Source organism: Saccharothrix sp. NRRL B-16314 (genome assembly GCF_000716595.1).
Lineage (GTDB): Bacteria > Actinomycetota > Actinomycetes > Mycobacteriales > Pseudonocardiaceae > Actinosynnema.
Map to the genome: position 1 here is coordinate 97,210 of NZ_JNXC01000011.1, position 23,622 is coordinate 120,831.

Below are 23,622 nucleotides of genomic sequence, written 5' to 3' on the forward strand. Positions count from 1 at the left end.
CCTTCCGTCCTGGTGGTGACAGGATCGCCACGTGGGAGGGTGCATGCGGAGACTCGTACTACCCGTGCTGGTGGGGCTGGTGCTGGCGGGCTGTGGCGCCCGGCCGGACACCGGTGCGCAGCCCGTCCACACGGTTCCGGCCCCGACCAGCGCGACCTCGGAGGTCCAGGTGTCGCCGAAGCTCAGCCCCCAGGGCAGGGAAGTGCTGGAACGGGCCGAACGCTCCGGCGCGAAGACCGTGGTGCTGACCCTCGCCACCGAGCGGGGCAAGACCGACCAGGTGGCGGCCGACCTGGGCCGCCTGGGCGGCACCGTGGAGGCCACCGACGCCACCATCGGCTACGTCCGCGTGTCCGTCCCGGTCGACCTGGCGGAGCGGGTGACGACGATCGACGGCATCAGCCGGGTTGACGTCGACGAGCCGCTGTCCCACATCGACCCGACCCCGTAGGACGCCCGCAAAAGGCTCGTGGCCACTCCCGCGACGAGCGGAAGTGGCCACGAGGTCTTTCGGGTGGCGTCAGGCCACGTTCTGCACGATCACCGCGCTGCGGCCGACGGTCACGCCGTCCGCCGTCTGCACGGTCAGCTCACCGCGCAGCACGCGACCGGCACCGGCCTGGCCGGCGGCCGTCACCGTGCCCGGCACCGTCCAGGTCTCACCGGCGGTGCGCTCGGCGTCGGCGTCGGTCACGTCGACCGAGCCGAGGCCCGGAGCGGTGTACAGGTCGATGTAGTCGTACTCCGTGGTGCCCGCGGGCACCTCGTAGCCGTCCACCCGCACCTGCCACGCGCCCGCGGCCGGGTTGTTGATCGTGACGGACTCCTCCGAGTCGCCGTCCGCCGTCTGCCCGGCCAGCACGCAGGTGCCGGTCGTGCAGTTGTAGACGAACAGGTCGAGGTCGGCGGACACGTCACTGGTCTTGCCGATCGTCGCGCGCAGCGACGTGGAGCCCGGCGCCACGACCAGGTCGTACGCCTGGACCGTGGCGTCCGCGATCGACGGGCGCGAGATCCGGGCGCTGGCCAGCGGACCGCCGACGAGCTTGCCGGTGAACGTGGCCAGCGAGTTGGCCACCGCGTACTCGCGGCTGATCGGCGTGCCGACCGTGGCCGACGCGATGGTGTCCGGGTTCGGGCTGATCGTCGTGCCGAGGACGGACGCGGACACCGAGAACGGCGCCGAGTCGGCGTCCGAGGTGCGACGCCCTTCCAGCACGATCTCCCACACGCCCGGCGTCGGGTTGCTCACCGTGCGGCTGGTCGCCGTGCCGCCGGAGCAGCCTGCGCCCGCGTCGGGGTTGTAGCAGTTGGTCGACGACGTGGTGTCGAACGGCACGCCGTACGGGTCGTAGCGCAGGAACCGGACCTGGCCCTTGCCCGCCTCGGTGCCACCGGCCGCCATGTCGACCTTCAGCGCGCTGGTGCCCGCCGGCACGTTCACGAAGAAGCTCTGCGACTGGTTGCGCGCGATCGAGCCGGTCTTGGTCACGGCGAACTTGCCCGCCGCGGTGAAGTCGTCCGCCGCGAACACGGTGTTCAGGGTGAACACGTCGACGCCGCGGGTGGCCGAGTTGTCGAGCTTCAGCACGGCCGAGTGCGCGCCCGCCGTGGTCGGCTTGACCTTGACGTCGAACTTCACCGGCGTGTTCAGCGGCAGGCTGACCGAGGACTTGGACGAGAACGTGCCGTCGTTGCCCTGCCACTTCACGCTGAAGCCTTGGTTGCCGGCCGGACCCGTGGTGCGGGTCAGGGTGTAGGTGCGCGTGTACTCGCGACCCACGGCGACGCCCTCGCGGTCGTGGATGCCGACACCCGTGTTCGGGGTGGCCAGCAGGCCCGACAGCGCGGTGTTCACGGTCACCGACGTGGTGACGGCCTGCGTGTCCGGGTGCGCGTTGAGCTGCACCCACGCGCGCTTGGTGTCGAAGAGACCCGCGCCCTGCTCGTAGGCCTGGAGCGTGCTGACCCACTTGGCGCCGGTCTGGATGGCGTTGCGCAGCGCCGCGACGGGCGGGCGCTCGCCGTTGTGCTCGGCCTTGTACGCGCTGACGAGCAGCGCGGCGGCGCCGGCGGCCTGCGGGGAGGCCATCGACGTGCCGTTGAACATGGCGTAGCCCGCGGGCAGGGCGAAGGTGCCGGCCAGCGGGCCGGGAGCCTGCCACTGCGGCGTGGTGGAGATCGCCGAGCCGGGCGCGACGATGTTCGGCTTGAAGCCGCCGTCCTCGCGCGGACCGCGCGACGAGAAGCCGTGCAGGCTCTCGCGCTGCTGCGTCACCGAGCCGTAGTTGGACAGCCAGGTGTCGGCGGTGATGTACGAGCCGACGCTCATCGCGTCCGTGCTCACCGACGGGTCGCCGACGGTGTTCGCGCCCGCGCCGCTGTTGCCGGCGGAGATGAACACCTGCACGTTGTACTCGGCGATGGTGCGGTCGTAGAGCTTCGCGCGGGCGTTGTTGCCGTCGTTGAGCGCCGGCAGGCCGCCGATCGAGATGTTGACGACGTCGGCGCCGTTGCGGGCCGCGTACAGCAGGCCGTCGATCAGGCCGCTGCTGGTGCACGACGGGGTCGACAGGCAGACCTTGACGCCCATCAGCTTCGCGCCGGGGGCCGCGCCGGCCATCCTGCCGCCGAACATCTTGTTCGCCGCGGTGATGCCCGCGACGTGCGTGCCGTGCGCGGCGGCCGACATGCCGATGTTGACCCACGCGGTGGCGCCGGCGTCGTAGTTCGACTTGTCGGTCTGCACCACGAACGCCACGGTGTCGAGCACCGGGGTGGCCGGGTTGTCGGTGCCGAAGTGGCCGACGTCCTTCTTGTACTTGTAGTCGATCATCGCGGCCTGGTCGGTGAAGTCGCCGTCACCGTCCACGTCCACGCGGACTTCCTTGGTGGTGACGTCCTGGAGCACGCCGAACGCGTCCACGCGGTCACCGTCGCGGTTGATGTCACCGCCGGTCTCGCTGTTGGCCAGGCCGAGGTCGCCCGACGTCTCGCGGAACAGGCCGAAGCTGTACGGGCCGCCGGTGGCGGGTGCCGTGTAGGTCACGCCGGCGTTGGTGAACGCGCCGTTGTAGCGGCCGGTGAGCTGGAGCCACGTGCCGTCACCGGAGTTGGTGGCGTTCGCGTTGTACCAGTCGACGATCTTGCGCTCGCCGGTCGTGGTGGTCGCGAGGGCCGGGTGGTCCAGGTCGACGCCGGTGTCCATGATCGCGATCGTGGTGCCGCGGCCGTCCCAGCGGGGGTACTGCGAGGTGAACTGCGCGGCCTTGGTGTCCTGCGTCGGCATGTACGGGTTCGTCTTGGGCGTCGACGCGTCCGGGGCCGGCTGCGGCAGCGGGGACGTCGTGCCCTCGGGACGCGGGTTGTCCAGGACGACGAGGCCGTCCACGTCCACCGCGTGCACCGACGAGAGCTTGGCGGCCTGCTCGGCCTTGTCCCGCGGCACCGAGACCTTGAGGTAGTCGACGTCACGCTCGGTGGTCTCCACCACGCCGCCCAGGCCCTTGAGGTCGTTGGCGGCGGAGTCGAGCTTGCCCTCTTCGGCGGCGACCAGGAGCGTGACGTTCGACTGCCCGGCCTTCGCGGCCTCGGCGACGCGCTCCCGGTCCTGCTTGTCGAGTTGCTTGTCGGCGGGCGCGGGCGCGGATGGTGCTTCCTGCGCGACGGCCGATCCGGCGACGACGCCGAACCCGGTGGTGCCCAGCACAGCGGCCAGCAAGGCCGCACTGGTGCGGTGTCTCCACCGGCTTCCTGGTTTGATCACAGCGGCAAACCCTTCGTGGGGAAAGATTGGCGCAAGCACATCTCCCCGACCACCGGGTGACAATCGGACGAACGGCCGCAATGACAAGTCCACATTGGACTGATCGGGCTATTGCGCAAACGCGCGAGAAGTGCCGCACAGTTCCGGAACGGGTGCGACTACTCCAGTCAAGAGCCGACCGGCCGGAATGTCAAACACTGTCAACGGTGAACCGCCCGGAAGGACGGGAAATCCGTAACAAATCGCACATCAACGCGATGGCGAGCACACTGGACGACATCGTGGACACCGAGCCGATCGACCGGATAGCCGACGAGCTGTACGCCCTGCCGCCGGCGGACTTCGTCGCGGCCAGGGACACCCACGTGCGCATCGCCACCGAGCACGGGGACAAGGCGTTGGCCAAGCAGATCACGGCGCTGCGCAAGCCGACCTCGTCCGCGTGGGCGCTGAACCTGCTCGCCCGCGAGGCCGCGTCCGACCTCACCGAGGCGGTCGCCCTGGGTGACGAACTGCGTGCCGCGCAGGAGGAGTTGCGCGGCAGTGCGCTGCGACAGCTCGGCGCGAGGCGGCGGGCGGTGCTGAGCGCCCTCGTGCGGCGGGTGGAGACGTTGGCGAAGGACGCCGGTCAGCCGCTCGGGTCGGACGCCGTGCAGCAGGTGCGCACCACGTTGGCGGCGGCGTTGGCGGATGCGGTGCTGGCGGCGCGGATCAAGGCCGGTCGACTGGTCAAGCCGGTCGAGCTGTCCGGCTTCGGGCCGTTGAGCGAGCACGCCGTTCCGGTGCGCGACGACCTGGCTCCACGCCGTGAGCAGCGGCGGGAACGGCAGCTGGCGCGGGCGCGGGACGACATCAGCGCCGCGCAGGCCGACGTGAAGAAGGCGGACACGGCGGTGACGGAGGCCGCGCAGGCGCTGGCCGAGCGCGAGGAGCACAGCGCCACGCTCCGCGCCGAGCTGCGCCGGGCGCAGCAGGCCGAGCAGGAGGCGTCGACGCGGCTGGCGCGGGCCGAGCGCCGTGCCGTGACCGCCCGGGAGAAGCTCGCGGGCGCCGAGACCCGGATGACCGAACTGCGCGGCGACGCCTGACACCACCCGATCGACCGCGCACCGTCACGGCCGGTGCTGACGCTCCGTAGTGATGCCTGCCACGCCGGGGTCTTCCGGGGAACACCTACCGGAAACCACCCGTTCCACTATTGGTCGGCAAGAGCGGACGCCGCACCGGACGTCAGGCCCGCGGACACCTCCCCCGATCCGCGCGGCACCTCTCCCCCGAGACGTTGCCTGGTGCGCCCGCGCTCGCCGACCGCCGTCGGCCGAACGGTTTCCCCCGACCGGACGGCCGACGGCTTTTACTTGGGCCGCGGCAATGCGTAGCCGCAGCTCAGACCATGTACTGGTCGTGCCGGGCGTAGAATTCGGCCCACTCCTCCCGGCTCAGCTGCCGGCCGGAATCGAGGATCTCCGCGAGTCCCCGGAAGAACTTCTCCCGCGGTGGGGCGGGCGCGAACAGGATCAACATCGACGCGGGTTCGTCGGTCTCGTTGCGGAAAGCGTGGACACCGCCTTCCGGCACGTACAGGAAATCACCCTCGGCGGCGTTCACCCACGTCTCGCCGTTGAACAGGCTGACCACTCCGGAGGTCACGTAGAACGACTCCGAGAAGGTCTTGTGGAAGTGCGGGGCGGCGCCGCCCGCGCGCGGCTTCATCCGCCAGTCGAACAGGCCGAACTGGTTGCGCGTGACGTCGCCGGGCGCGACCAGCCGTGCCTGGCTCAGCGGCCGGTCGATGTTCGGCACCTCCGCGACCGGCCGCCAGACCGCGCTGACCTCGCCGACGTCTCCCGTGTACGTCACCGTGACACTCCCTAAAGTGAATTTTCTTCAGCTCTCGTCCACCACGTGCACTTCGATCTAGACTCGCCCGATGGCACATGACGCGGATGTCATCGTCGTCGGCGCGGGTCTGGCGGGTCTCGTCGCCACCGCCGAGCTGGTCGACGCGGGACGCAAGGTCATCCTGCTCGACCAGGAGCCGGAGGCGGCGTTCGGCGGGCAGGCGTTCTGGTCGTTCGGCGGGTTGTTCCTGGTGGACAGCCCGGAGCAGCGGCGGCTGAAGGTCAAGGACTCGGCGGAGCTCGCGCTGCAGGACTGGCTGGGCTCGGCCGCGTTCGACCGGGAGTGCGACCACTGGCCGCGTCAGTGGGCCGAGGCCTACGTGAACTTCGCGGCCGGTGAGAAGCGGGCGTGGCTGCACGCGATGGGCGTGCGCTGGTTCCCGCTCGTGCAGTGGGCCGAGCGCGGCGGGTACCTGGCCGACGGCCACGGCAACTCGGTGCCGCGGTTCCACGTCACCTGGGGCACCGGGCCGGGCATCGTCGCGCCGTTCGAGCGGCGGGTGCGCGAAGGCGTGGAGCGCGGGCTCGTGCGGCTGGCGTTCCGGCACCGCGTCACGGGGCTGACCATGACGGGCGGTGCGGTCGACGGCGTGCGCGGCTCCGTGCTGGAGGACAGCGCGGTCGAGCGCGGCGTGGCCAGTTCGCGCACCGTCGTCTCGGACTTCGAGCTGCGGGCGCAGGCGGTCGTCGTCACGTCCGGCGGCATCGGGGCGAACCACGAGATGGTGCGCCGCAACTGGCCCGCGCGCCTCGGCACGCCGCCCGCGCACATGCTGTCCGGTGTGCCCGACCACGTCGACGGCGAGATGCTGAAGGTCGTGCAGGACACCGGCGGCGAGATCATCAACGAAGACCGCATGTGGCACTACCCCGAGGGCATCGCCAACTACGCGCCGATCTGGAGCAGGCACGGCATCCGCATCCTGCCCGGACCGTCGTCGTTGTGGCTGGACGCCACCGGGCAGCGGCTGCCGATCCCGCTGTTCCCCGGCTTCGACGCGCTGGGCGCGTTGGAGCACATCGTGAAGACCGGGCACGGGTATTCGTGGTTCGTGCTGAACCAGCGGATCATCGGCAAGGAGTTCGCGCTGTCCGGGTCGGAGCAGAACCCCGACCTGACCGGCAAGGACGTCCGCGCGGTGCTGAAGCGCGCGCTGCCGGGTGCCGTCGCGCCGGTGGAGGAGTTCGCCAAGCGGTCGGAGGAGTTCATCTTCGGCCGCACGGCCGCCGAGCTGGCCGCCGGGATGAACGAGCTGGCCGGCACGTCCCTGATCGACCCCGCGGCCCTGCACCGCACCATCGTCGAGCGCGACCGGCAGGTGATCTCGGGGCTGGGCAAGGACATGCAGATCAACGCCATGCGCGAGGCCCGCAAGTTCGTCACCGACAAGCTGATCCGCGTGGTCGAACCCCACCCGCTCCTGGACCCGAAGGCCGGACCCCTGATCGCCGTCCGGCTCTCGGTGCTGACCCGCAAGACCCTGGGCGGCCTGCACACCGACCTGTCGGGCCGGGTGCTGACCTCCGACGGCTCGCCACTGCCGGGCGTCTACGCCGCCGGTGAGGCGTCCGGCTTCGGCGGCGGCGGCGTCCACGGCTACCGCGCCCTCGAAGGCACGTTCCTGGGCGGCTGCCTCTTCTCCGGCCGAGTAGCCGGCCGCGCCGCCGCCGGGGCGGTGGGCTGAGGCTGGACAATTCCAGGCCAGAAAGTGGTCAATCCCCGCGCCGGGCACTCCGCTGAGAGCGGTCGGACTAACGTAGTCCACTTCGGACGGCCCCCAGGGATTCCCATGAACGTTTGCCGCAGGTGTGGCGCGGGCCAACGCGCCGACCTCCGTCACTGCACGACGTGCGGTGCGGACATGACGACCGGCTGGTCGGGGCCGGCCGACCGGCGGACCCGCTCCGGCGATCCGGGCCTCCCGATGCCGTTCGTGGTCACCGCCCTGGTCGTGGTCTCGATGATGATCGTGGTCACGGCCGTGCTCGGGGTGCGCTACGCGAACCGTCGAGTGGTCGGCATCGCGACGGCGGAGGAGGGTGGCGTCACCGCCTCCGCGGTGGCGCCGTCGACGACGGAAACGGCGACGAGTCACTCCACGACGACGACCACCATGCCGCCCGTCCCCACGCTCTCCCCCGACGAGTTCGCGCGCGAACTGCTGAACGCGCAGGTCGCCACCGACCGGGCGGCGGTCGAGTCCCTCGTGGACTGGTGGGTCCCCCAGCTGTCCTCGAAGCGGCTCGGGCTCGTGGTGCACGGGGTGCGGTTCACCCACGAGGAGATCTGGGCGGACTTCCGGCAGACCCGGAACCGGTACCCCACCGCGCTGCTGCTGTCCTCCGCGGACTTCGTCAGCTTCGACAGCGACGACTTCTGGGTGACCGTGGTGCCCTACACCCACGCCTCCGGAGCGGAGGCGAACAGGTGGTGCGACCGGGAGCGCATCGGCCCGGACGATTGCTTCGCCAAGCGCCTCACCCACACCGGCACGTCCGCCGGCACGACCGTGCTGCGCCGCTGACCCACCGACCCGCCGACCGGGCCGCTCAGGCGCCGCGCGCCACCGGTCGCCACCGGATCCCGTAGGCGAAGCCGGAACGCAGGTCCGCGAACGTGACGCGCACCTCGTGCACGGCGTCGACCGCCACCTCGTCGCCCACCACCTCCGGGTGGTCCGCCGCCCCCCGGACCAGGCTCACCGAGGTGGGCACGTGCTCGACGGGGAACCGCACCCGCAACTCGAAGGACTCGCACCGGCGCTCCGGGCGGTAGAGGTAGTGCGACCGGATGCCGCCGGCGCCGCAAGCGCGGACGACCAGGCCGCACTCGTGCCGCTGACCTGCGGAGAGCGGCTGCGGGAGGCGCAGGTCGAGCAGGAGGCGGCCGTCCCGGACGCGCTGTTCGCCGATCACCTCGGCCCCGAAGAGCGAGACGGCCCGCAGGTCGGCCCCGTCACCGGCCGGCCCGAGCGCGGGCGGTGTGGCCGCCACCCGGACGTGGTCGCCGATGTCGCCCTCGGCCACGATCGTCCGCCGCTCCACGCACTCGGGCTCCGGCACGTCGAGGCGGACCAGGGCCTCCAGCCGCTCGACGTGCCAGTCGCCGTCCTCGCCTCCGGGCGGCGGCCCGGACCGGGCCACGGCGTTCTCCGCGAACAGGTCGATCGCCTCCTCGACACGTCGCCGGATCGTGCGGACGTCGCGGTGGAACTCGTCGGCGAGCGACCGCTCCCGATCTCCCAGGAACTTCCCGGCCACGTCGACGTCCAGCGCGAGTGCGCCGACGAACACCGCACGCAGGTCGAACGGCAGCCCTTCGCTCGAATCGCGCAACGTCGCGCGCACCTTCTCCCGGACGGCGGCGTGCGGGTCGGTCTCCTCGACGCCGCACAGCGCTCGCAGGGCCGGCCCGACCTCGTCCCCGAGGCGCACCGCCTGGACCCCGCGACCACGGCGGAGCCTGCGCAGGTCGGCCGCGAGTTCGGCCGGGGAGATCTCCATGCGGCTCTCCGTCCGGGCCGGGTGATCGACGTCCACCGTGTCGCCCCGTCCCCCAGTGTCGGCGCGTCCGGCCGCACGCGCGCTGCCCTCACCCGATAGGGCTACGCGGAGCCCGTGGTCAGCGGGCGGACCGTCAGCGGGCGAACGACAGCTTGCGGGCCAGGTCGTCGGCGTCGGGGAGGCGCAGGTCGTGGTAGAGGCGCTGGGCGGCCTGCCAGTGTGGCCGGGCGGCGGTGGGGCCTTCGGACTGCTCCAGGACGTCACCGATCGCCCGGTGGCACAGGGCTTCCTGGTAGTGGTCGCCCAGACGCGCCGCCAGGGCCAGCCCGGCGCGGTACGACTCCAGGGCCTCGTCGGCACGACCCAGCTGCTGCGACGCGGTGCCAACGGTGTGGAGCGCGGCCGTGTGTGCCTTGGACGGCGCCGACGGGAACAACGTCAGGGCCTCGGTCGCGTGGCGTAACGCCTCCTCCGGCTGGTGCTTGCGCAGCAGCACGTTCGCCAGGTTGTTCTGGATGCTCGCCTGCGACCGGCGGTCACCCACCTCCCGCGCCACGTCCAGCGCCTCCAGGATCACCTCCTGCGCCCGGTCCAGCCGGTCGTCGGCCATCAGGCAGTAGCCGAGGTTCGCCAACGCCGCCAGCTCCAGGTGCCGGTCGCCCTCCGCCAACGCCGCCGCCCGCGTGCACGCCTCGACCGCCTCGTCGATCCGCCCCAGGTCCGCCAACGTCGAACCCAGCCGCAGCAGGAACGTCGCCTCGGCGTGCGCGTCGCCCAACGACCGCGCCGCGGCCAACCCGATGCGGCACAACGCCAGCCGGTCCATCCGGTTCCCCCGCCGGAAGTGGAACGCGTCCAGGCACAGCGCCAGCTGCCACGTCCGCTCCCGGTGCCCGCCGTTCACCGCCATGTCCAGCGCCAGCCCCAGGTTCGCCTCCTCCAGCGTGAACCAGTCCAACGCCGTCGCGTGCGACAGCAGCTCCGGGAACGAGGACGGCGGGTGCTCGGCGGGCCCGAACGGCCGGACGTGGTCGGACAGGTGCGCCCGCGCCCGGTCCGCGACGTGCAGGTAGTAGTCGAGCAGCCGGTGCGCCGCCAGCTCCACCTCCGACTCGGTGGCCGCCAGGTGGTGCGTGAACAGCCGCACCAGGTCGTGCCGCGAGTACCGGTCGGGCGTCGACTCGTGCAACAGGTTCGCGTACGCCAGGGTCCGCAGGTGCGTCCGGGCGCTGACCACGTTGATGTCCAGCAACGCCGCCGCCGTGTAGCTGTCCAGGTCCGTCCCGGGGTGCAGCCCGAGCCGCCGGAACAGCCGCGCCGCGCCCTCGGGCAGTTCCCGGTAGCTCACCGCCAACGCCGCGTGCACCCCGCGCCCCGCCTCCGGCAGCGACAACGCGGACAGCCGGCCCTGCTCGTCGCGCAGCTCGTCCACGAGCGACTGGATCGTCCACCGCGGCCGTGACGCCAGCCGTGCGCCCGCGATCCGCAACGCCAGCGGCAGCCGGTCGCACTGCTCCACCAGCTCGGCCACCGCGTCCGGCTCCTGCTCGATCCGCTGACGCCCGAGCAGTGCGGCCAGCAGGTCTTCCGCACTCGACTCCGGCAACGTCGGCACGTGCAGCGACGACGCGCCCTCCGTCACCACCAGGTCGTCCAGGCGGTGCCGGCTCGTCACCAGCACCAGGCACCGCGACGACCCGGGCAGCAACGGCCGCACCTGCTCGGCCGACCGGGCGTTGTCGAGGAACACCAGCACCCGGCGCCCGGCCAGCAGCGACCGGTACTGCGAGGCCTGGTCCTCCAGGCTCACCGCGATCTCCGAGTCGGTCAGCCCCAGCGCCCGCAGGAACCCGATCAACGCCGTCCGCGGGTCCAGCGGCTCGGTCTCGTCGAACCCGCGCAGGTTCACGAACAGCTGCCCGTCCGGGAAGTCGCCGGCCACCCGGTGCGCCCAGCGCAGCGCCAACGCCGTCTTGCCCACCCCGGCGGGACCGACCAGCAGCCCGATCGCCGAGTCCTGCCCGCTCAGGCTCTCACCGAGGTCCGACAGTTCCGACTCACGCCCGACGAACCCGCGGTGCTCACGCGGCAGCTGCGCGGGCGCGCGACCCACCGGCGCGGACGGCGCGGTGTCCCCCGCCAGCACGGTCCGGTACGCGTCCCGCAGCTCCGGCCCCGGGTCGACGCCCAGCTCCTCGGCCAGCCGTTCCCGCGTGCGGTGGAACAGCGCCAGCGCCTCGGCCTGCCGCCCGGTCCAGTGCAGCGCCAGCACCAGCCGCGACACCAGCGCCTCGCGCAACGGGTTCGCGTCCACCGCGTCCCGCAGCCCCGTCACCGCCTCGTCCGCCCGGTCCAGCCGCGACAGCCTGGTCGCCAGCTCCTGCACGGCCACCAGCCGCAGCTCCTCCAGCCGCGCCGACACCGCCTCGCGCAGGTGGTCGCCCGGCACGTCCGCGAGCACCGGCCCGCGCCACAGCGCCAACGCGTCCCGCAGCAGCTCGACCGCCGCGTCGTCCGCCGCGTCACGTGCGGTCGCCAGCAGGTCCTCGAACCGGAACACGTCGACGGCGTCGCGCTCACCGGTCAGCACGTAGCCGGGCGCACGGGTGACGAGCGCGACACCACCGGTCAGGACCTTGCGCAGCTGGGCGATATGTCCTTGGAGGGCGGCTTTCGCCTGCGGCGGCGGTGAGCCGTCCCACACCAGGTCGAGGAGCCGGTCGCCGGACACCACCCGGTTGAGTTCGAGGGCGAGCGCGGCGAGCACCGTCCGCCGCTTGGCCGCACCCAGCCGAACCGCATCCCCACCTGCGTAAACCAGCTCAACGGGGCCGAGCAGGTTCACCCGCATCTGAAGCCCTTTCGGCGTTGTCACCGTGTAGTCGCAGAGTTTCCCACAGTGCTGGGCCTGGTCCGGAGGCCTGCGCGGGAGGTCACGTTGGGGCGGCGTTGGCCGGGCGTTGGAGGACACCGCGAAGGTGGGTGCCGTCCATCAGGCCGCCTTCGCGAGGGATACCGATGTACATCGCCGAAACCGGGGATGCAGTGGCCCCGCCCCAGGACGTCCCGACCGTGAACGGTCAGGTCGTGGCACTCCAGGAAACCGTGAACAGCGGCCAGGTGTCGCTCGACCCCGTCACCGGCGAAGAGCTGCGCAAGATGCTCGTCGAGCAGATGGACCTGGTCGACTCGTGGCTGGAGCGCGCCGGCCGGCTGGCCCGTCCCGCGCCGCTGGGCGCCAACCCCGTCGGCGACCGGATGGCGCACAAGTTCGAGGCACGCGCGGACGGCGACCCGCGCTCGTTCGTCGCCGTGATGACCGCCTACCGCGAGGTCTTGCAGCAGACGCACGATTCCGTGCAGTCCGCGATCCGCAACTTCATCGCCATCGACGAGGAGCACGGCTCCGAGTTCGTCCGGCTGAGCGCGAACTGAGAGGGGCGTCGACGATGGCGGAGCAGGGACAGCGGACGCACCTGGAGCGGTTGCGCGAGCAGGACGTCGACCTGGTGCTGACCGACGCGCAGAACTGGGCGTCCCGGTCGCACCGCGAGCTGTACGAGGCGGTGCACAACAACAACGACCCCGGCCAGACCGGCGAGATCGGCTCGGAGTGGGGCCAGTTCGGCACCGAGCTCACCGAGTCCGCGCGGCTCATCAACGAGCGGGTCGCGGTCAGCGAGGCCGGGTGGACCGGCGCGGCGGCGGACGCGGCGCGGCTCGCGATCAAGGGCTTGGCCGACTGGGTGACGCACACCGCCGAGACCGCGGTCGAGGTCGGCAAGCGGGTGCAGGACCAGAGCCAGATCATGGAGAACGCGCGGGCGAGCATGCCCGAGCCGGTCGAGTTCGACTGGAACCAGGCCACAGGGACGTTCGCGGCGGGCGGCATCGTCGGGTTGGCGTCGTCCGCCACCGACATGCAGGCCGCCAACGACAAGGCGCGGGCCATGCACGAGCACGCCGTGACGGTCATGAGCACGATGGAGAACGAGTCGCGTGCGGTCGACCAGACCACGCCGCGGTTCACCGCGCCGTTCAACCCCGTCACCGGTCGGACCGAGGAGCCGCCGGCGATGCTGATGCGGGCTCTGGCCGTGGAAGGCGTGAGCGGCGCGAGTGGTGGCGCCGTCGCCGGTGTCGTCGAGGCCGGCAGCACCACGCCCGCGAGCTTCGCGGCCACGTCGCAGCAACTCCGGCAGGCCGAGATGGCGCAGCCGACGTCGTCCGCGCAGGCGGGCTCGTACTCGCCGTCGGGTACGGCCACTGCTTCGGCCCCCGCCGCTTACACCGCCCCGTCCGCCTACACGGGTCCGGCCGGTTCGTACGCCGGACCGTCCGGTTCGTACGCGGCCGGTGGCGTCGGGGCGTACGCGAGCGGCAGCCCCGCGTCCCCCGGCATGGCGCCGAGTCCGGCGATGTACCGGCCCGAGGGCACCACGGCTGCCGCGGCGGCGGCCCAGGTCCCGGTGGCCAACCCGTACACGCCACCGGCCGGCTCGACCTACACGCCGTCCGGCGGCAGCCCCGGCTACACCCCTCCCGGCAGCGGTTACGTGCCGCCGTACCAGCCCGCCGACCGGAACGCCGTGCCGCGCCAGGGCGGTGGCACCCTCCCTCCGGGCGTGAAGCCGCCGACCTACATCCCGGCCGGCGCACCCGGCACGCCACCGTTGCCCAACAGCGGTGTCAACAGCGGCGGCGGTACCAGCACTGGCGGCGGCGCGGGCCGGATGCCGGTGGGCGGTATGCCTCCGGGCGGTTTCGGCGGCGCTCCCGGTTTCGGCGGTGGTCCCGGCTTCGGTCCGACGGGCTCCGGTGGCGCGGGCGGCACCGGTGGGTCGATGGCCGCGGGTGGTTCGACGGGCGCGGTCGGCGGACCGGGTGCTCCCGGCGCCCGTGGCGCGATGCCGGTCGGCGGGTTCGGCCCCGGTGGCGCGGGTGCGTCCGGGATGCCGATGGCCGGCGCACCGGCGGGCGCACCGGCCGGTGGCCAGCAGGGTGAGGACAAGGAGCACCGGACCGCCGCGTACCTCCGCGGTGAGGACATCTTCGAGGTGCCGGGCGAGAACCTGCCGCCGTCGGTGATCGGTGGCGCGAAGTCGCGCAAGAAGGGCGGCGACCAGCCGTGATCGAGCCCGAGTTCCTGCTCACGCCGCGGCAGCTCGACGTGCTGTGGCACGACCTCGACCTCGGCCGGCTGCCGTACCCGCTGGACGTGCCGAGCCAAGGCGCCACGGAGGAGGAGCGCCGGCGGCTGCGGGAGGAGGTGCTCGCGGAGTACGGCGAGCCCGACCCCCGGCTGGTGGCGCTGCTCCGGCTGCTCGGTGACCACGAGGTGGCGGTGGACGCGGTCGCCCACATCGACCGCGCGGTGCGGGCGGTGGCCGTGTCCGACGGCGAGCGGGCCGCGTTGGCGCTGATCGACAGCGGTTCGGTCGGTGTGCTGGAGATCCGGCCCACCGCGCTGGCCCGGTCGATCGTGGACGTGCTGCCGGACGGGTCGGCGGGGCCGGGGAGCGCGTTGTCGCTGCGGATGGAGACGTTGACCGCGGCGGCGCAGGACGAGCCGGAGGACGACGAGGACGACCCGTGGGGCGGCGGGGAGCTGGACGAGCGGGAGGCGTTGCAGAAGGCCGGGCTGTCGCGCGAGGACGCGACGGCGGTCAGCGAGCTGGCCGGCAACCGGGTCGCCGGTGGCCAGTTCGGCGTCACCGTCGGCTCCGGCTACCGGCGGGACCGGGCGGGCACGCTGATCACGTGGTTCGACACCCACCAGGGCCGCTACCTGATGGTGCACGAGAACGGCTGGCTCAGCCTCGCGCCGACCGACAACGACCGCATCGCCACCCGGATCGCCTCGGTCCTCTCCTCCGCAACCTGACCCCCTCCGAGAGTCCTACGTTCAGAACGCGTGAGTCCTACCTCCAGAACACCCGTCTCCTACGTTCAGAACCCCCGAATTCAACGCTCAGGACGCCGGGGACGACCGGAACCGCTCGACCAGCCGCGAGTAGCTGTCGTCCCCGTGCCCGTCCTCGACCACCGCGCGCACCATCCGCAACGTGTACGACGGGAACTCGTCGTCGATCCCCCGGTCACGGCTCTCCCGCACGAGGTCCGCCACGGCGGGCAGGTGGTGCTTCAACGCCCCGAACGGCACCGCGTACTCGCCCCGGTCCACCTCGCCCGCCAACGACGGCAGGTACGCGAGCAGCCCGCTCAACGACGCCCCAGCGTGCTCCAGGAACCGCTTCACCTCGACGCCCTCGCTCGCCAGCAACGCCGACGCGTGCAGGAACCCGTTGAGCGTGCCCCACATCGTGTCGTTCACGGCCAACCCGAACAGCGCGGGCGTCCCCGGGTCGTCACCGAGGTAGGTCCCACGCCCGCCCAGCAACGACAGCACCTCGCGATGACGCCCGTACGCCGCCTCGTCACCGCCGTAGAACACGACCGAGTCCGCGTGCCCGATCGCCGGCGCGATGGTCATGATCTGGCCGTGCACGTACGAGCCGCCGCGCTCGGCCACCCACGCCGCCACGTCACGCGCCTCGCCGGACGTCCCGTCGGTCAGGTTGACCACCGCACGTCCGTCCAGTGATCCCGCCGACGCCAGGATCGCGCGCACGGCATCGTTCCCCTTGACGTTCACCACCACCAGGTCGCTCGCCGCGACGGCCTCCGGCACGGAACCCGCGCTCACCGCGCCCTCCGCCACCAACCCGTCGGCCTTGCCCGCCGTGCGGTTCCACACCGTGGTCCGCTGCCCACCCGCCAGGAACGCGGCTGCCAGCGCGGACCCCATCTCTCCCAGACCCAGCACAGTCACAGTCATGGCACCGACGCTAAAACCTCAGGTTTACTAGAGGTCAACCGATGTCTTGATCACGCCCCCGCCACGGCCGAAGGCCGGTAGGCTCACTGCGCCCCAACGGTCCACCCTTACACCATTCGAGTGACAATGGGCCGGAATTCCCACGTCGGAGTACCACTGCGCTCGCTTCGGACGATACGACGGCGACAGGGCGGCCCATCGAGATTGGTCAGCAGAGCTGAATGGAAATGGTCGAACAGGCAGGCACGGCGCGACTCGGCGACGACCCGCGTGAATCCCCCGACACCCGGTTCGCGCGCGGTTGGGCCGCCGCCATCACCCCCACCGTCCCGTCGGCCGCCGACTTGCCGCGCGGGCGGCTGGAGGAGTTGCTCGCCGGGTTCGCCGTGGACCTGCGCACCGCGCTCCGGCACGATCGCCCCACGTCCGCGCGCCGGGTCGGCCGCGGCCTGGTCGAGCACGGCCTGGTGTCCGCCGAGACGGTGGAGCGGACGATCGCGTTCGTCGGAGAACACCTGCCGACCGACCCGCTCACCGAGAACAAACACCTGATCGCCGTACTCGGAGCCCTTGCCGCCGGATTCAGTGACGCTCTGCGCACCCATACCGCCCAGCAGAGTGGGATAAAGTCCACCCGATCAGGCGAATCAGTCGCACGATCGGACGAAGCGAAGTTCCGGGCCGTATTCCAGACAACGGCGCTCGCCATCGCGGTCTCCGACATGAACGGCCTCATCCTCGACTGCAACGAGGCGTTGCTCGCCATGCTCGACCGCACCACCGACGAACTGGTCGGAACGGTCGCCCGCGACCTGGTGCACCCGGACGAACGCGACATGATCTCGCGCGTCGCCCAGCAGTTGGCGACCGGGCGCGGGCACGTGCGGGCGGAGACGCGGCTGGTCCGGGCGGACGGCGAGGTCGTCGACGTGCTCGTCGCGCTCGCCATGCTGCGCGACGACGACGGCGCGCCCGCCTTCTACGTGACGATGATCGAGAGCCTGGACGAGGTCCGCGCGCTCCAGGCCCAGCTGGTCCGGCAGAGCCTGCACGACATGCTGACCGGCCTCGCGAACCGGACGCAGTTCGTCGGCTGGCTGGAGGGCGTGGCCGGTTCCAAGGGGCCCGCGACGCTCGCGCTGGTCGTGTTCGACCTCGACGGGTTCCGGGTGGTCAACGACGCGTTCGGGCACGACGTCGGCAACCTCGTCCTGACCACCGTCGCCCGGCACCTGCGCTCGGTGTTCGACGGGATCGGGCAGCTGGCGCGGATCGGCCCGGACGAGTTCGGCGTGCTGATCCGCGACCCGGCCGACGTGCCGACCGTGGTCGCGCTCGCCGAGTCCGCCGTCGACCTGCTCGCCGAACCGGTGTGGGTGGGTGAAGACGGCATCGGCGTGACGGCCAGCGTCGGCATCGTCGTGCAGGCCGCGCGCGGTGCGGACGCGGTCGAGCTGCTGCGCTGCGTCGACCTGACCGTGCGGTGGGCCAAGGACGACGGCAAGGCGCAGTGGGCGCTCTACGACCACGGCCGTGACCAGCGTGAACGTGCGCGGATGCGGTTGGCGGCGTCCATCTCCGGCGGGTTGGAGCAGGGCGACTTCCGGGTCGACTACGAGCCGGTGCACTCGCTGGCGGACGGGTCGCTGCTGGCCGTCGAGGCGCGGTTGCGGTGGAACCACCCGACCGAAGGGCTGCTGGACCCGCAGACGTTGGTGTCGCTGTCGACGTGCACCGGGATGGTGGCGCGGCTCGGCGAGTGGGCGATCGGGCAGGCCTGCGCCGACGCCGGCCGTTGGCACGCGGAGTTCGGGTCCGCCGCGCCCGTGCTGAGCATGGACCTGAGCGCGCGGCAGTGCCAGGAGCCGGAACTGGTGGCGACCGTGCGGCGGGCGTTGCGGGAGAGCGGGTTACCGGCCGGGATGCTCCAGTTCGAGCTCGGCGAGCAGCTGCCCGCGTTGATCAGCGACGACCAGGTGGACGAGTTGACGTTCCTGGCCGACCACGGGGTGCGGCTGGTGCTCGACCAGGTCGGCGGCGGCAACGTGCCGGTGGACCGGTTGCGGCGGATCCCGTTGAGCGGGGTGAAGTTCCAGGGTTCGCCGGTGTACGGGCTGGCGGAGGGCGCGAACCGGATCGACGAGAGCGCGGCCGTGACGCTGCTCAGCTGGACGCGGACGTTGGACGTTCCCGTGTACGCGGCGGGTGTGCGCACGGAGTTCGAGGCGCGGCGGTTGGCGGAGCTGGGCGTGACGGGGGCGCAGGGGCCGCTGTACGGGTCGTCGTGGCTGACGTTCGACGAGGTGTCGGCGCTGCTCGGCCGGCCGTGATCCTTGCTCCAGCGTGGTCCGGCCGGCCGCTCAGGCCGCTCGCAGGGTCCAGGTCATTTGTTCCGAGCGTTGAACTCGGGTGTTCTGAGCGTTGAACTCGGGGGTTCCGAACGTAGGACACGGGGGTTCTGAACGTAGGACTCACGCGGGGGGTTTACCAGGTTGGGCGCAGCGGCATGTGGGACGTGGTGCCGTCGAGCTTGACGCCCAGCACCTGGTGCAGCTGGATGTTGTTCCGCTCGAACCCCAGCCTCGACGCGGCCAGGTACAGGCGCCACACCCTCGCCCGGCCCAACCCCACCTCGGCCACCGCCTCGTCCCAGTGCTCTTCGAGGTTCGCGCACCACGCCGCCAGCGTCATGGCGTAGTGCTCCCGCAGGTTCTCCTCGTGCCGCACCTCGAACCCGGTGTCGTGCATCAACGACACGATGTGCCCCGGCCCGACCAGCTCGCCGTCCGGGAACACGTACCGGTTGATGAACCCGCCGGTCCGCGCCGGCTGCTTGTTGTCCGGCCGGGTGATGCAGTGGTTCAACATCCGCCCACCCGGCCGAACCTTCCGGTGCAGCGCGCGGAAGTACGCGGGCAGCTTGACCTTGCCGATGTGCTCGGTCAGGCCGATCGAGCTGACCGCGTCGAACCCGTCCTCGCGCACGTCCCGGTAGTCGAGGTAGCGCACCTCGGCCAGGTCGGACAGCCCGGCCTCCACGATCGCCTTCTGCGCCCACTCCGCCTGGTTGCGCGACAGCGTCACGCCCAGCGCGCGGACGCCGTACTCGCGCGCCGCGTGCATGACCATGCCGCCCCAGCCGCAGCCGACGTCGAGCAGCCGCATCCCCGGCTCCAGCCCGAGCTTGCGCGCCACCAGGTCGTGCTTGGCGAACTGCGCCTGCTCCAAAGTGGACTCGGCGGTCGGGTACACCGCGCACGTGTAAGCCATGGACGGCCCGAGGACCCACTCGTAGAACGCGTTCGACACGTCGTAGTGGTGCGCGATCGCCTCGCGGTCACGCGCCTTCGAGTGCCGCAGGCCGTGCAGCCGCCGCTCCTGCGCCGGCACCTCCACCCGCGTGCGCAGCCGGGTCCGCCCGAGGGTCGCCAGCAACTCCACCCGCTCGCCCCACGGCACCTCCCGCAGCGACATCTCCGACAGGTGCCGCAGCGCCCCGTACACGTCGCCGATGATCTCCAAGTGCCCGGTCACGTACGCGCGCGCCAGACCGAGCTCGCCCGGCGCCGACGCCAGGTACGACAACGCTTCCGGCGTGCGCACCTCGATGCCCACAGTCGCGTCGGCCGGCCCCGCCTCGCTGCCGTCGTACGCGCTGAACCGCACGGACGCGTCGCTCCCGACCGCCCGCTGGAACACCTCCGCCAACCGCATGGCCCCGGCTCCCTTCACCTACGGAGAACACACTTGGCGTACAGATCGGGCAGCCTGCCCGCCGGGTCGTACCGCTCCTTCAACTCCTGGTACGTCGGGCCGTTGTAGTTGGCCCAGAACTCCTCTTCGCGGTAGTACGAGTCGGAGTACAGCGACTTGTGCCCGCCCAGCTCGGTGACCTTGTCCTCGATCACCCTGTTCCGGCTGCCCTGCCGCTCGTCCGGCCGCAGCGACACCGTCGACCAGAAGCCGACGTTCACGTACAGCACGTCCGGGTCCATCGGGTACAGCGGCCAGGCGCCGTCGCGGCTCCGCAGCCGCACCGGGCACAGCCACACCGGGCTGATGCCGATCTCCCGGTGGAAGAAGTCCAGGAACTCGGCGAGCCGGTCGACCGGGATCTCCACGTCCTGGATGACCGGCTCCTGCACCGCCTTGCTCAGCCGGTCGGACAGCTTGTGCCGCCGGTCCCAAGCCACGACCTTGCGGTACACGTCCGACCGCAGGTACCGCTTGGGCACCAGCCGCCGCACCACCGGGTGCTGCACGCCGAACGCCCGCGAGCACCAGAACCAGTCGGTGTCCCACCGCCACAGGTAGTCCTTGACGGTCAGGTAGTCGGTCCGCCGCCGCTGGATGGACCGGTAGTAGACGTGGTTGCCGGTGTAGTCCGACGTCCACGGCGCGGTGTCGGCCCAGGTGCCGAGCGTCAGGTACTGCTCGCCGCCGGAGAACACCGTGCCGTCCACGAAGTCGACCGGTTCGCCCTGGTAGGAGCGTTCCGCGCAGACCGCGGCGATCATCTCGGCGCACTGATCGGCGGCACCGAACGGCACGTGCCGCAGCTTCACGTACGGCCGCACCGGTTCGAGTTCGATCTCCAGCCGCAACGCGTAGCCGAGCGTGCCGTACGAGTTCGGGAAGCCCCGGAAGAGACCGCCGTGCGCGTCGTCGCCCGGATCGGTCACCACGACCTCACCGTCGCCGGTCATCACTTCCAGCTCGCGCACCGACTCGTGCGGCAGGCCGTTGCGGAACGAGCTCGACTCGATGCCGAGGCCGGCCACCGCGCCGCCCAGCGTGATCGTCTTGAGCTGCGGCACGACCAGCGGCATCAGGCCGTGCGGCAGGGTGGCGTCCACCAGGTTCTCGTAGGTCGTCATGCCCTGCACCTGCGCGGTGCGGGCGTCCGGGTCGACCGACAGCACCCGGTCGAACCGGGCGACGTCGAGTCCGCCCGACTGGTCGGCGCGGAAGCGGAAGAGGTTCGACGTCGACTTGGCGAGGCGCACCGGAGCGCCCGCGGGGATGGCCGCGTACTGGCCGCGCAACGCGGCGACCGCCCGCCCGTGATCGGATTCCCGGCTCTGCCGGGAGTGGTCCTGCACGTGATCCCTCACGAGTGCGACGTTAGGCCGCCGTCGCTTGATCAGCACCCCCAAAATTCACCTACAAGCAAGTTACCGGCGGGTAGTACGCTGAGTGGTTATGACCCACGCCACGCACGAGGTGACCAACCAGGTCCCGCCGCTGGAAGGCCACGACGTCTCCGCCGACCCGGCGCTGCTGGACGGCCTGCACCGCGGCGGTGCGGAGTGGGCCGAGCCGGAACTGCGCGCGCTCGGCGTGCTCGCGGGCACCGCGCACGTCCAGGACCTCGGTCGGCAGGCGAACGCGCACCCGCCCGTCCTGCACACGCACGACCGGTACGGGCACCGGATCGACGAGGTCGAGTTCCACCCGGCCTGGCACGAGCTGATGGCGACAGCGGTCTCCAGCGGCCTGCACGCGGCGGCGTGGCGGGACGACCGGCCGGGCGCACACGTCGCCCGCGCGGCCAAGTTCTTCGTGTGGAGCCAGGCCGAGGCGGGGCACGGGTGCCCGATCTCGATGACGTACGCCGCCGTGCCCGCGTTGCGCCGGACGCCCGAGCTGGCCGCGCGGTACGAGCCGCTGCTGGCGTCCCCCGAGTACGACTTCGGGCTGCGCGCGCCGTTGACCAAGCGCGGGTTGATCGCGGGCATGTCGATGACCGAGAAGCAGGGCGGCTCGGACGTGCGGGCGAACACCACGCGGGCCGTGCCGCAGGGTGACCACTACGCGCTGACCGGGCACAAGTGGTTCACGTCCGCGCCGATGTCCGACCTGTTCCTCACCCTGGCGCAGACGCAGGGCGGCCTGTCGTGCTTCCTGGTGCCGCGCGTGCTGCCGGACGGCACGCGGAACGCGCTGTTCCTGCAGCGGCTGAAGGACAAGCTGGGCAACAAGTCCAACGCGTCGGCGGAGCTGGAGTACGACGGCGCGGTCGGCTGGCTGGTCGGCGAGGAGGGACGGGGCGTGCGGACCATCATCGAGATGGTCAACACGACCCGGCTGGACTGCGTGCTCGGCTCGGCGTCCGGGATGCGGCTCGGGTTGACCCAGGCCACGCACCACGCCGCGCACCGCAAGGCGTTCGGGGCGTACCTGGTCGACCAGCCCGCGATGCGCAACGTGCTGGCCGACCTGGCCGTGGAGTCGGAGGCGGCGACGACGGTGGCGCTGTGGCTGGCCGGCACCCGCAGTCGGCTGGGGTTGGCGGTGTCGAAGTACTGGGTGTGCAAGCGCGGTCCGGCGCACGCCGCGGAGGCGTTGGAGTGCTTGGGCGGCAACGGTTACATCGAGGACTCCGGGCTGCCGCGGCTGTTCCGGGAGTCGCCGTTGATGTCGATCTGGGAGGGCTCGGGCAACGTCGCCGCCCTGGACGCGTTGCGCGCTCTCGGGCGTTCCCCCGAGGCGGTGGAGGAGTTCTTCGGCGAGCTGGACGCGGCCCGTGGCTCGGACCGGCGGCTGGACGCGGCGGTGGACGGGATCAAGGCCGAGCTGACGGACCTCGGTGACCTCGAAGTGCGGGCGCGACGGCTGGTGGAGCGGATGGCGTTGGCGTTGCAGGGTTCGCTGCTGGTGCGCCACGGGCACCCGGCGGTGGCCGACGCGTTCTGCGCGTCCCGGCTGTCCGGCGACTGGGGCGTGGCGTTCGGCACCCTGCCGCGCGGCGTGGACTTCGGCGCGATCATCGAGCGGGGGTTGCCGAAGCTGTGAGTTCCGTACGGGTGGAGCGCTCCGGGCCGGTGTTCACGGTCCTGCTGAACCGGCCCGCGGTGCGCAACGCGGTGGACGGCCCGACGGCGCACACGTTGACCGAGGTGTTCCGGGAGTTCGACGAGGACCCGACCGCGGCGGTGGCCGTGCTGCACGGCGAGGGCGGCACGTTCTGCTCGGGCGCCGACCTGAAGGCGCTGGGTTCCGCCCAGAGCAACGACCCCGGGTCGCCGTCCGGCCCGATGGGCCCGACCCGGTTGCGCCTGTCCAAGCCGGTGATCGCCGCCGTCTCCGGCCACGCGGTCGCGGGCGGCTTGGAACTGGCGCTGTGGTGCGACCTCCGGGTCGCCGACGAGGACGCGGTGCTCGGCGTGTTCTGCCGGCGCTGGGGCGTGCCGCTGATCGACGGCGGCACGGTGCGGCTGCCGCGCCTGATCGGCACGTCCCGCGCCCTGGACCTGATCCTGACCGGCCGGGCGGTGGCCGCCGACGAGGCGCTGGCGATCGGCCTGGTCAACCGGGTGGTGCCGACCGGCACGTCCCGGTCGGCCGCCGAGGCGCTGGCGCTGGAGATCGCCGCGTTCCCGCAGCTCTGCCTCCGCGAGGACCGCTTGTCGGTGCTCGAACAGGAAGGCCTGTCGGAGCAGGACGCCCTGGCCAACGAGCTGGCGCACGGCCTGACCTCGCTGCGCGAGGTGGAGCGGGGCCTGCGCCGCTTCCACTCCGGCGAAGGACGCCACGGCCGCTTCTGACCCGGCGGCGTGCCCGGTGTCGGGTCGGGCCGGTGTCGGGTAGGCGGTATGGCCGACGACCCCGAC

At 71.9% G+C, this 23,622-nt stretch carries 17 protein-coding genes; 10 read left to right on the top strand and 7 right to left on the bottom strand.

What is annotated here, in order from left to right; all coding sequences use genetic code 11:
• Positions 1-43 precede the first annotated feature (43 nt).
• Entirely contained in the window at positions 44-451 is a 408-nt protein-coding gene (locus OQ02_RS18440) for a hypothetical protein (protein WP_156077127.1), read from the top strand.
• Between the two features lie 69 nt (positions 452-520).
• Here OQ02_RS18440 and OQ02_RS18445 read toward each other — a convergent pair whose 3' ends face one another.
• Positions 521-3,766: a S8 family serine peptidase gene (locus tag OQ02_RS18445; protein ID WP_033439709.1), complete on the bottom strand. Its 3,246-nt coding sequence runs from the start codon at positions 3,764-3,766 to the stop codon at positions 521-523.
• 257 nt (positions 3,767-4,023) lie between these two features.
• Here OQ02_RS18445 and OQ02_RS18450 point away from each other — a divergent pair, with 257 nt between their 5' ends.
• Complete coding sequence (locus OQ02_RS18450; protein WP_051772493.1) at positions 4,024-4,854, top strand: hypothetical protein; 831 nt, start codon at positions 4,024-4,026, stop codon at positions 4,852-4,854.
• Between the two features lie 298 nt (positions 4,855-5,152).
• On the opposite strand, the gene OQ02_RS18455 is transcribed toward OQ02_RS18450, so the two are convergent.
• Positions 5,153-5,626: a cupin domain-containing protein gene (locus OQ02_RS18455; protein WP_033439710.1), complete on the bottom strand. Its 474-nt coding sequence runs from the start codon at positions 5,624-5,626 to the stop codon at positions 5,153-5,155.
• Between the two features lie 70 nt (positions 5,627-5,696).
• On the opposite strand from OQ02_RS18455, the gene OQ02_RS18460 reads away from it, so the two are divergent.
• Both OQ02_RS18460 and OQ02_RS41060 read left to right on the top strand, forming a co-directional pair.
• Positions 5,697-7,352, top strand: a complete 1,656-nt coding sequence (locus OQ02_RS18460; protein WP_033439711.1) for an FAD-binding dehydrogenase — start codon at positions 5,697-5,699, stop codon at positions 7,350-7,352.
• 177 nt (positions 7,353-7,529) lie between these two features.
• The gene (locus OQ02_RS41060) at positions 7,530-8,192 is read left to right on the top strand and encodes a hypothetical protein (RefSeq protein ID WP_051772494.1); all 663 of its coding nucleotides are present in this window, start codon (positions 7,530-7,532) and stop codon (positions 8,190-8,192) included.
• Positions 8,193-8,217: 25 nt separating this feature from the next.
• On the opposite strand, the gene OQ02_RS18470 is transcribed toward OQ02_RS41060, so the two are convergent.
• Together OQ02_RS18470 and OQ02_RS18475 are read right to left on the bottom strand one after the other, a co-directional pair.
• Positions 8,218-9,171: a hypothetical protein gene (locus tag OQ02_RS18470; protein ID WP_156077128.1), complete on the bottom strand. Its 954-nt coding sequence runs from the start codon at positions 9,169-9,171 to the stop codon at positions 8,218-8,220.
• Between the two features lie 133 nt (positions 9,172-9,304).
• Positions 9,305-12,022: an AfsR/SARP family transcriptional regulator gene (locus OQ02_RS18475; RefSeq protein ID WP_033439713.1), complete on the bottom strand. Its 2,718-nt coding sequence runs from the start codon at positions 12,020-12,022 to the stop codon at positions 9,305-9,307.
• 236 nt (positions 12,023-12,258) lie between these two features.
• Here OQ02_RS18475 and OQ02_RS41065 point away from each other — a divergent pair, with 236 nt between their 5' ends.
• From OQ02_RS41065 to OQ02_RS18490, 3 genes are read left to right on the top strand one after another with little or no spacing between them, the layout of a single operon-like run.
• Positions 12,259-12,606, top strand: coding sequence for a hypothetical protein (locus OQ02_RS41065; RefSeq protein ID WP_231500100.1), 348 nt, complete (start codon positions 12,259-12,261; stop codon positions 12,604-12,606).
• Between the two features lie 14 nt (positions 12,607-12,620).
• A complete protein-coding gene (locus tag OQ02_RS18485; RefSeq protein ID WP_033439714.1) occupies positions 12,621-14,303 on the top strand; it encodes a PPE domain-containing protein in 1,683 nt (560 codons plus the stop codon).
• A complete protein-coding gene (locus tag OQ02_RS18490) occupies positions 14,300-15,055 on the top strand; it encodes an ESX secretion-associated protein EspG (protein WP_033439715.1) in 756 nt (251 codons plus the stop codon). The genes OQ02_RS18485 and OQ02_RS18490 overlap by 4 nt, the downstream gene beginning before the upstream one ends.
• Positions 15,056-15,142: 87 nt before the next feature.
• Here the strand turns inward: OQ02_RS18490 and OQ02_RS18495 are convergent, their stop codons facing one another.
• Positions 15,143-16,009, bottom strand: a complete 867-nt coding sequence (locus tag OQ02_RS18495; protein ID WP_033439716.1) for an NAD(P)-dependent oxidoreductase — start codon at positions 16,007-16,009, stop codon at positions 15,143-15,145.
• Positions 16,010-16,236: 227 nt separating this feature from the next.
• Between OQ02_RS18495 and OQ02_RS18500 the strand changes: the two genes are divergently transcribed.
• A complete protein-coding gene (locus tag OQ02_RS18500) occupies positions 16,237-18,339 on the top strand; it encodes a putative bifunctional diguanylate cyclase/phosphodiesterase (protein ID WP_033439717.1) in 2,103 nt (700 codons plus the stop codon).
• Between the two features lie 154 nt (positions 18,340-18,493).
• Here the strand turns inward: OQ02_RS18500 and OQ02_RS18505 are convergent, their stop codons facing one another.
• Together OQ02_RS18505 and OQ02_RS18510 are read right to left on the bottom strand one after the other, a co-directional pair.
• On the bottom strand, positions 18,494-19,723 hold the full coding sequence (locus tag OQ02_RS18505) for a class I SAM-dependent methyltransferase (RefSeq protein WP_033439718.1): 1,230 nt from the start codon (positions 19,721-19,723) through the stop codon (positions 18,494-18,496).
• Between the two features lie 14 nt (positions 19,724-19,737).
• Positions 19,738-21,123, bottom strand: coding sequence for an FAD-binding oxidoreductase (locus OQ02_RS18510; RefSeq protein ID WP_231500101.1), 1,386 nt, complete (start codon positions 21,121-21,123; stop codon positions 19,738-19,740).
• Between the two features lie 88 nt (positions 21,124-21,211).
• On the opposite strand from OQ02_RS18510, the gene OQ02_RS18515 reads away from it, so the two are divergent.
• Both OQ02_RS18515 and OQ02_RS18520 read left to right on the top strand, forming a co-directional pair.
• Positions 21,212-22,804, top strand: a complete 1,593-nt coding sequence (locus OQ02_RS18515; RefSeq protein WP_033439720.1) for an acyl-CoA dehydrogenase family protein — start codon at positions 21,212-21,214, stop codon at positions 22,802-22,804.
• Positions 22,801-23,556, top strand: coding sequence for a crotonase/enoyl-CoA hydratase family protein (locus tag OQ02_RS18520; RefSeq protein WP_033439721.1), 756 nt, complete (start codon positions 22,801-22,803; stop codon positions 23,554-23,556). The genes OQ02_RS18515 and OQ02_RS18520 overlap by 4 nt, the downstream gene beginning before the upstream one ends.
• Positions 23,557-23,622: the final 66 nt, after the last annotated feature.